The sequence below is a fragment of the Peribacillus sp. NPDC056705 genome (assembly GCF_043656335.1).
In genome coordinates, this window is the sequence record NZ_JBHTYI010000042.1 from 24,133 (window position 1) to 33,666 (window position 9,534).

At 39.7% G+C, this 9,534-nt stretch carries 7 protein-coding genes and 1 riboswitch; of the genes, 5 read left to right on the forward strand and 2 right to left on the reverse strand.

Annotated elements, in window-relative coordinates:
* Positions 1–94: 94 nt before the first annotated feature.
* Positions 95–205, reverse strand: a riboswitch (SAM riboswitch).
* A gap of 395 nt (positions 206–600) precedes the next feature.
* Together ACFRAK_RS25385 and proC are read right to left on the reverse strand one after the other, a co-directional pair.
* Positions 601–1,659, reverse strand: a complete 1,059-nt coding sequence (locus tag ACFRAK_RS25385) for a YkvI family membrane protein (protein ID WP_387604834.1) — start codon at positions 1,657–1,659, stop codon at positions 601–603.
* 134 nt (positions 1,660–1,793) lie between these two features.
* The gene (proC, locus tag ACFRAK_RS25390) at positions 1,794–2,672 is read right to left on the reverse strand and encodes a pyrroline-5-carboxylate reductase (protein WP_260288702.1); all 879 of its coding nucleotides are present in this window, start codon (positions 2,670–2,672) and stop codon (positions 1,794–1,796) included.
* Positions 2,673–3,308: 636 nt separating this feature from the next.
* Between proC and ACFRAK_RS25395 the strand changes: the two genes are divergently transcribed.
* From ACFRAK_RS25395 to gnd, 5 genes are all read left to right on the forward strand, one after another.
* Positions 3,309–3,806 carry an LURP-one-related/scramblase family protein gene (locus tag ACFRAK_RS25395; protein WP_387604836.1) on the forward strand — a complete coding sequence of 166 codons (498 nt, stop codon included), beginning with the start codon at positions 3,309–3,311 and terminating at the stop codon, positions 3,804–3,806.
* Positions 3,807–4,258: 452 nt separating this feature from the next.
* Positions 4,259–4,990, forward strand: coding sequence for a GntR family transcriptional regulator (locus ACFRAK_RS25400; protein WP_192207581.1), 732 nt, complete (start codon positions 4,259–4,261; stop codon positions 4,988–4,990).
* Positions 4,983–6,527 carry a gluconokinase gene (gntK, locus tag ACFRAK_RS25405; protein WP_387604840.1) on the forward strand — a complete coding sequence of 515 codons (1,545 nt, stop codon included), beginning with the start codon at positions 4,983–4,985 and terminating at the stop codon, positions 6,525–6,527. The genes ACFRAK_RS25400 and gntK overlap by 8 nt, the downstream gene beginning before the upstream one ends.
* 18 nt (positions 6,528–6,545) lie before the next feature.
* Positions 6,546–7,892 (forward strand): GntP family permease, encoded by a 1,347-nt coding sequence (locus ACFRAK_RS25410; protein WP_260288077.1) that lies wholly within the window; start codon positions 6,546–6,548, stop codon positions 7,890–7,892.
* Positions 7,893–7,969: 77 nt separating this feature from the next.
* Positions 7,970–9,373: a decarboxylating NADP(+)-dependent phosphogluconate dehydrogenase gene (gnd, locus tag ACFRAK_RS25415; RefSeq protein ID WP_387604842.1), complete on the forward strand. Its 1,404-nt coding sequence runs from the start codon at positions 7,970–7,972 to the stop codon at positions 9,371–9,373.
* Positions 9,374–9,534 lie beyond the last annotated feature (161 nt).

Consider the following 9,534-nt stretch of genomic DNA (forward strand, 5'->3'; position numbering starts at 1 on the left):
GTCCGAAGTATACAGGGGAAAGGAAAGTTTTTTTCTCAAGAAAAACCTTTCTACTCATTAGTAGAAAGGTTGGTTAAACAATCCTCACTACTTTCTCTCATCTTCCAAAGCACATTGCTTTGCAGGAATTGGCACCATTTCAGTTAAATAACTGACGGTTGCCGGGCTTCAAAGGGCACAGTCCCTCCACCTCTCTTGATAAGAGTCAAACATTATATTCAATTAAACACATTATTTTAAATTCAGCGTGAATGTGGTGAGGCAAAGTTCAGTAGTTTATTTCTCTAAAGGAATGTATATATTGGATTTCTTATATGTAATTTTATTTTTCATTTTTGGATATAGTTTTATATGGACATTAAAAGCTATCGTAGAGGAAGTATCCCCGCATCTTACTGCAATCCTTTTTCTTGTATGCTTCATTAGCAATAATCGTTATTCACTTAATATATGACAAAGGCTTGATGCTCGTGGAAATAAAAAGGGAATTGATGCCCGATTTTCAATAACTCAAGAGAAATATGACGAAAAGGATTATCCTATAATTTATAGGAAGCTACATCCAAAAACAATAGCTGTGTAACCTTATAGTTTTTCCATTTAATTTTCTTTCGTTAATCGACTCATTCGGAATGGAGTAATGATGAGAACGATAATAAGAACAATTCCCATATAGCCAAAGATTGGATAGAGAGAGGAAACAAGTTTAGTGAAGCCAAAGAAGCTTGCTATAAATCCTATCAACAGTGATGAAATAACGATTACTTTAAATTTTGTGGTCTGCGGATTTGAAAAGCGTGTTCCAAATGAGTAGAACATGCTGACTGCCGAATTGAAAATCATAGCGAACAGAACGAGAGAGTACAGAATACCTAAGAGAGGTGAAACACTGTTGGCGATTCCCAGCATTGGCATATCTAAGTCCGATACTGTATGAATATGTGAGAAAATAGTAAGATGACTAATTATAACAAGTAGACCTAAAGCAAGCCCTCCTATAAGTCCTCCAATGGATGATATCCTTTCATCAGGTTCATTTCCACCCATAACAAGTGTCATGGAAGCCCCCATTGCAATGGTTATTGAAATATAGTTTATTACAGATATAAGCCAATGTCCCGCAGCTGAATTTTGTTCCATTGCATGTGGTTCAAGTGACGTAAACGATGAATTCATTGTAAACATACTATAAATAAATAGAAAAAGTACGACAAGAATCAGAAATGGTGTGACGGATGCAATTACCTTAATCACACGGTCAACTTTCAGCATAACTGTTATCAAAACAAGAACAGTCATAAGAATGGTGCCTATATAGGAAGGTAATCCGAATTGCTGATCAAAGATCGAGCCTGACCCCGCAATCATGACAATTCCTATACCAATTAGGATGGCGTTCAGAACATAATCAATGATACCGCCGAGAAAGCGACCACAAATCTTATAAATTGCTTCCTGATGCGAATCTGTTTGTGTACGACTGCCAAGCTTCATCAGAATCATTCCAAGGTATCCAAAAATAGCGACTGAAATGATAGCTCCAATTGTGCCCAATTTCCCGAAGCTTACAAAATAAAACATGGTTTCTTGTCCTGAGGCGAACCCTGCTCCGATAAGAATTCCGATAAAAGCACTAGCGATCTTAAGGATTCTCTTCATGTTGTCCTCCGTTTTTCTTACGTTTTTATTTATTCTAACTATTTGATAGGATTATCATTTTATAACCATATCTTTTGATACATATATTTTACTAAGGAGGATCCATGGTGATAGTTAACTTGGACACCTTCCTCTTATGGTACTGAAGTGCCACAATACTCTCGGGGAATAGTCGATTTCCTGTACGCTACTGCCATCTCTTCATTCAGCTCTTTCGAACGTTTCGCTGCATGATGAATCGCCTGTGAAATGGCTCTGCCGCCATTATTTTTCCGTAAAGCCTCAAGTCCGGATGCTGTCGTTCCATTTGGTGAAGTGACTTTTTCTCTGAGACTTGCCGGTGCCTCGTCGTTCACCATAATCATCTTGGCTGCCCCTAAAATCGTTTGGGCTACAATCTCACGGACCATCGCTTCATCCATACCCTTTTTAACGCCGGCATATTCCATATGCTCCATTAAATAATAGAAGTAAGCAGGTCCGCTTCCTGCAATTCCTGTAAAAATATCCATTTGCTCTTCTTCAATTAAGAACACCTTTCCCAAACAGCCAAACAGTTCCTTCACTGCTATCACATTGTCCATCGCTGTATGTCTTCCCGGACATAACGCAGTTGCAGACTCCCGGATCATGCTCGACGTATTTGGCATCAACCGCACAACTTGCTGTCCAAGCTGTAGATGACTTTCCATGAATTCAGTGGAAATGCCCGCTAAAACAGAAATCACAACTTGATCCACTTTTATTTTATCTTTCAATGCATCGAGAGCATCTGCTGCTCCCTGGGGCTTCATTGCCAAAATAAAGAAATCAACTTCTTCATATGGCAATGCATCCTGATGGACCGCCTGAACGCCATACACGTGATTCATTTCCTTGAGTCGTAATTGATTGCGGCGATTTGTCACATAAATTCTCTCTGCTGGAATGCTCCCCATCTGCACAATTCCTGAAATCATCGACTCTGCCATCGAACCTGCTCCTAAAAATGCAACAGTTTTATCTCTCAACATTATGCCCTCCTAAAAGTTCAATGTTCGTAATTCCGTTCGTATTTTTCAACCTTTTTATCGTAACATGCTGAGATTCAGATTCAAGGGAAGAGGGGACATTCACAAGGAAAAGGCCGAGATAGTGAAGGGAAGCGTTATCATTTGGTGCTTACATGCCAGTCAGGTCATTTAATCAGGGATAATCGGCTGTAATCGGAGTATTTGCGGATATTTTAGGAAGATAAACGAAATAAAACAATTCATGTCGTTACAGGTTTTGTCCGTATTTTTTGTCAGTAAAATGCCCTCTTAATAATCGCTCTCCCATTGTATCTAAGACTTGACCTTAATTTATTGAGGGGAGGCACATGAAGATGAATATACAACCTTATTAGTGCAAGGTGTTGATTCTTATGGAATTAAAGGGTCAGGATAGTTCTAGAGTGCATATGGAGTTGTTCAACAATTGGGCCAGATTGCGAGGGAAGAAATGCTGACTTTACAAAAGGTAAATTAGTTAAGGATAAATAGTGGTGAACCGAAAAGAAGGAGCTTTTGAGTGGAACTATTATCTGGAATTTATAATGCATAAGATTGGAACCAATGTCCATTTCAAACGTAAGTAATGTAAAAGATTTAAGGTAGGGAGGCATAAATATGAGGCAGCTTTATATAAAGCAGAAGGTATTCAGTCTTAGCGGGAAATTTACAGTAAAGGATCAGCAGGAGAAGGATATATATTACGTGGAGGGAAGTTTTATGCAAGTTCCAAAGACTTTCTCCATTATGAATATAGCAAGAGATGAAGTAGCCCTCATTACGAAAAAGGTGTTCAGCTTTTTACCAAAGTTTTTTGTTGAGGTGAATGGTCGAGAGGTATTAACAATAAAGAAGGAATTTTCCTTCATTAAAGCACGATATACAATTGATGCGGCAGGCATTGAAGTACATGGTAATTGGTGGGATATGGATTTTCAAGTTTTACAGCATGGTAAAATCGTAGGTAAAGTGGGCAAGGAGTGGTTCACTTGGGGCGATAGCTACAAGGTTCAAATAATAGATGAAGAGATGGAAACCATTATTATTGCCCTCGTTGTTGCAATTGATTGTGTGAAGGCTGATCAAGCAGCTGCTTCCTCAGCAGCGTCGATTTAAAGTAGAAGTGTAAAATTAAAAGGCTGACAGCTTTAAAAAAGTCACTGCTTGAATAGGTGCGGTGAACCGTATCATAAATAATGGGTTCTGGTTATTTAGCTAAACGGGAAACGATACTAGAAACTGCCATGGAGTATCCGTTATTGTGTTAAATCAGCTAATAGAGGCTCAGAAGTTATTCCAGAATTCGGAGCGGTTCTTGAATAAGGTTCGCCTTTCTTATGGAACTAACAGGTGCATTAGCTGAAGATTGGAGCTGTCTTTAAGACAGCTTTTTCTTGTGGAACTAACGGAGCAGGTTAGTCCGTTTCATTATTTTCACCATAATCTTATATCATTTTGACTTATAGTAACGAGAATCAGGTTACATTTAAAATGCTTGCATTATTCATTATTATTATTATAAAATACTTGTATACAAGTGTACTTGAACTCTATTGGAAGGTGAATTTATGGCTGAATCAAAGGAGTTTCTATATCCTGTAAAATGGCTTTCAAAAGCTTCTGCAGGTGATCGTGTAACATCCGAGCTTAGAATGCGCATTATTTCGGGGATGATTGAAAGCGGTGCCATCCTATCTGAAAATAAAATAGCTGCCGATTTCGGCGTAAGCCGCTCGCCAGTTCGTGAAGCGTTAAAAATATTGGCCTCTGAAAATATCATCCGATTGGAAAGAATGGGTGCGGTTGTCATTGGTTTAACAGAAAAAAAATATGCAGAAATTTATGATGTGCGTATACTCATCGAAACGTTTGTATTTGAAAGGCTAGTAAGGATGGAAACGAATGAATTAGTGATGGAACTCAGTAAAATACTGGAAATGATGAAAATTTCCATAAAATATCGAGATGCTGATGAGTTTTCTTATCAGGATGTCCTCTTCCACGAAACGATCATTCGGTCCATCGATCATTCCTACATCCTGATGATTTGGGATAATTTAAAACCTGTGATGGAAAGTTTGATTCTTCTATCCATGCGCAGTCGTTTTAAAGAAAAATATGAAGATTTTACACGGATCATAAATAACCATCAACTTTATATTGATGCAATCAGGACAAAAGATCGGGACCTCATGATTAAGTCGCTACATGAAAACTTTGATGATGTTCAAGAGAAAGTTGAAGACTTATGGACGGCCCAACAGATGCTTTCAAAAGGAGTCGAACAAGAAAATGACTAGCTATATGTTAGGTGTAGACATCGGTACAACAAGTACAAAAGCGGTATTATTCACGAAAAAAGGCGATGTCATCGAGCAGGAGAATATTGGTTATCCTCTTTACACACCGGATATGACAACAGCGGAACAAGACCCTGAAGAGATTTTTCAGGCCGTTTTGAAAGCCTTTACAAATATAACGAAGCAGCATCCAGATAAACAGATATCATTTATTTCATTTAGCAGTGCGATGCATAGTGTTATAGCCATGGATGAAAATGACCAGCCGCTGACCCGTTGTATCACTTGGGCAGATAATCGCAGTGAAGCTTGGGCCCATAAAATAAAAGATGAATTAGATGGGCACGAAGTTTACAAACGGACCGGAACGCCGATACACCCGATGTCTCCATTATCCAAAATCGCCTGGATCGTGAATGATCGTCCAGAGATCGCAACCCATGTTAAAAAGTATATCGGGATTAAAGAATATATCTTTAAAAAGTTCTTTGATCAATATGTTGTCGATTATTCTCTTGCTTCATCGATGGGCATGATGAATCTCAAAAACTTGGATTGGGATGAGGAAGCCTTAAGAATTGCCGGAATAACTCGTGGGCAATTATCTGAACTCGTACCAACAACAAAGGTCTTTAACAACTGTGCCCCGGATTTAGCCAAACAAATCGGGATTGATCCACAAACCCCCTTTGTCATTGGAGCAAGTGATGGTGTTCTTTCAAATCTAGGTGTAAACGCTATCCGGAAAGGTGAAATCGCTGTCACGATTGGGACAAGCGGTGCGATTCGGACGATTATAGACGAGCCGAAAACCGACGAAAAAGGAAGAATCTTTTGCTATGCCTTAACGGAAAAGCATTGGGTGATTGGCGGGCCGGTAAACAATGGCGGGATGGTCCTTCGCTGGATTCGCGATGAATTTGCTTCCTCCGAGGTAGAAACGGCTAAAAGGCTTGGCATCGACGCTTATGAAGTCTTGACCAAGATTGCCGAACGAGTAAGACCAGGCGCCGATGGATTGTTATTCCATCCATATCTCGCAGGTGAACGTGCACCATTATGGAATCCGGATGTACGGGGATCATTTTTCGGATTAACACTCTCGCATAAGAAAGAACATATGATTCGAGCGGCTCTAGAAGGGGTCATTTACAATTTATATACAGTATTTTTAGCCTTAACCGAATGTATGGACGGTCCAGTTACCCGAATTCAAGCTACGGGTGGCTTCGCAAGGTCTGCTGTTTGGCGGCAAATGATGTCCGATATTTTCGAATCGGAAGTCGTGGTTCCAGAAAGCTACGAAAGTTCGTGCCTGGGTGCTTGTATATTGGGGTTATATGCCACCGGGGAAATTGATTCCTTCGAAGTAGTTTCTGAAATGATAGGCAATACCCACAAGCACACACCGAAAAATGATTCTGTAAAAGAATATAGACAACTACTGCCGATTTTCATTAACCTATCAAGGGTATTGGAAAACGAATATACACAGATTGCGAATTATCAAAGAAACTTAATAAATGCTACAAAGTAAAGACATGGAGGAATTACAATGCCGTTAGTTATTGTCGCTTTAGGAATTGTCGCATTATTAATTTTAATAATGGGTTTAAAATTAAACACCTTTATTTCCTTGATCATTGTATCGTTTGGAGTGGCTTTAGCGCTTGGGATGCCACTTGATGGAATTGTCAAAACCATTGAAGCTGGGTTAGGCGGAACACTCGGTCACTTAGCGTTAATCTTTGGACTTGGAGCGATGTTGGGTAAGTTAATCGCAGATTCAGGTGGCGCGCAGCGCATTGCCATGACCCTTGTTAAAAAGTTCGGTGAAAAGAATATTCAATGGGCAGTCGTTGCAGCATCATTTATTATCGGTGTCGCATTGTTTTTTGAAGTGGGATTAGTATTATTAATTCCAATCGTATTTGCAATTTCAAGGGAATTGAAAGTTTCGATACTGTATCTTGGTATTCCAATGGTAGCGGCATTATCCGTAACACACGGTTTCTTGCCGCCGCATCCAGGGCCAACCGTCATCGCTGGTGAATATGGTGCAGACATTGGTCAGGTTTTACTTTACGGCTTCATTATTGCGGTTCCAACCGTTATTTTAGCTGGACCGGTATTTACGAAGATAGCTAAAAGATTAGTACCTGAATCATTTACGAAAACAGGCAGCATTGCCTCTTTAGGAGAACAAAAATCATTTAAACTTGAAGAAACACCTGGATTTGGGATCAGTGTATTTACTGCTTTACTTCCGGTTATATTAATGTCAATTGCTACGATTATCACTTTGATGCAAAAAACAATGGGATTTGAAGATAATGGTCTACTGGCAGCTATCCGTTTTATTGGTGAGGCCGGTACTTCCATGTTGCTTTCCTTATTATTTGCGGTCTATTCAATGGGATTGGCAAGAAAGATTCCAATGAAAGATATTATGGAATCCTGTACATCAGCAATCCTGCATATCGGGATGATGCTTTTAATCATAGGGGGCGGAGGAGCCTTCAAGCAAGTATTGATCGACGGCGGTGTAGGTGACTATGTAGCTGAATTGTTCAAAGGAACATCATTATCACCGATCTTGCTTGCCTGGATCATCGCGGCAATCCTGCGTATTTCCTTAGGATCTGCTACCGTTGCTGCCTTAACGACAGCTGGTTTAGTAATTCCGATGTTAGGTCAGACGGACGTTAACCTTGCTCTAGTTGTGCTTGCTACAGGAGCGGGAAGTTTAGTCGCTTCACACGTTAACGATGCTGGTTTCTGGATGTTTAAAGAGTATTTTGGTTTAAGCATGAAAGAAACATTTGCAACGTGGACCTTGCTTGAGACGATCATTTCAGTAGCTGGATTAGGATTCATTCTATTACTAAGCTTATTTGTATAAGCCTTTCCCGGCAGTAAATCCCCCACTATGGCAGGGATTTACTGCCTATTATTCTTACATAGAAGGAGCAGAAATAAATGTACAATACAATTGGTGTCATTGGTTTAGGGGTAATGGGCAGTAATATCGCATTAAATATGGCTAGTAAAGGGGAACGAGTGGCTGTCTATAACTACACAAGGGATTTAACGGATCAGCTTGTAGCTGAATTGGATAGTCAGTCGCTCCATCCGTATTACGAAATCCAAGACTTTGTTCAGTCACTGGAAACTCCAAGAAAGGTTTTTCTAATGGTGACTGCGGGTAAGCCGATCGACTCGGTGATCAATTCATTGCTTCCTCATCTTGAATCAGGCGATATTATCATGGACGGCGGTAACTCCCATTACGAAGATACTGAACGCAGATATGATGAATTGGAATCTAAAGGAATCAGTTATTTGGGAATTGGTATTTCTGGTGGAGAAGTCGGGGCATTAAAGGGACCTTCAATCATGCCGGGTGGAGATAAAGGCGCCTATGAAAAAGTAGCTCCGATTCTGACAAAAATCGCAGCACAGGTAAATGCTGACCCTTGCTGTACCTATATCGGTCCAAAAGGAGCAGGTCATTTTGTAAAAATGGTACATAACGGGATTGAGTATGCAGATATGCAATTAATCGCCGAAGCCTATACATTTTTAAGAGAAAAGTTGCATTTGGAAGTCCATGAAATTGCTGACATCTTTGAAACATGGAATCAAGGCGAACTGAAAAGTTATTTAATCGAAATCACTGCTGAAATTTTAAGGAAAAAAGATGATGTGACGGGCTTACCCTTGATCGATGTGATTCTTGATAAAGCAGGACAAAAAGGTACAGGCAAATGGACCAGCATGCAAGCTATTGATAACGGAATACCAGTTTCGATTATTACAGAGTCTTTGTTTGCCCGTTACATTTCCGCTTTAAAAGAAGAACGGGTTAATGCAGAAAATATTTTAACAGGCCCTGAAAACAATCAGCAAAAATTGGATAAAAATGAGTGGATTGACTATATTAGACAAGCATTATATATGGGAAAAGTTTGTGCATACGCGCAAGGTTTTACTCAATATAAAATGACTTCTGAACTTTACGGCTGGGATTTGCCTTTAAAGGATATTGCGCTGATTTTCCGAGGTGGTTGCATCATTCGTGCCGAATTTTTAAACGTCATTAGCGAAGCCTATCAAGAGCAGCCGAATCTGGCTAATTTATTAATCTCACCGTATTTTACCGAAAAGGTTACGGACTACCAGGTAGGATTGCGAAAGGTTGTCTGTGAGGGAATAAATTCCGGTATCTCGTTTCCATGTTTAAGTGCTTCACTCACTTATTACGATAGTTATCGAAAAGGCATCTCTAATGCTAACCTTTTGCAAGCACAACGTGATTACTTTGGTGCACATACCTATGAACGACGTGATCTGGCAGGAGTCTTTCACACAAACTGGCAGTGATGGAAAGTGGCAAAGACACAGTCATTTTTCAATAATCGTTTGTACTTTACTTCAATAAGAGAGCTGCTTTTGAACTGCACCCCAATTGTTAGACAACATCTAACAATTGGAGGTGCAGTTTTTTTGACTAAATATACGATAGACGAAAAATCAAATGCAGT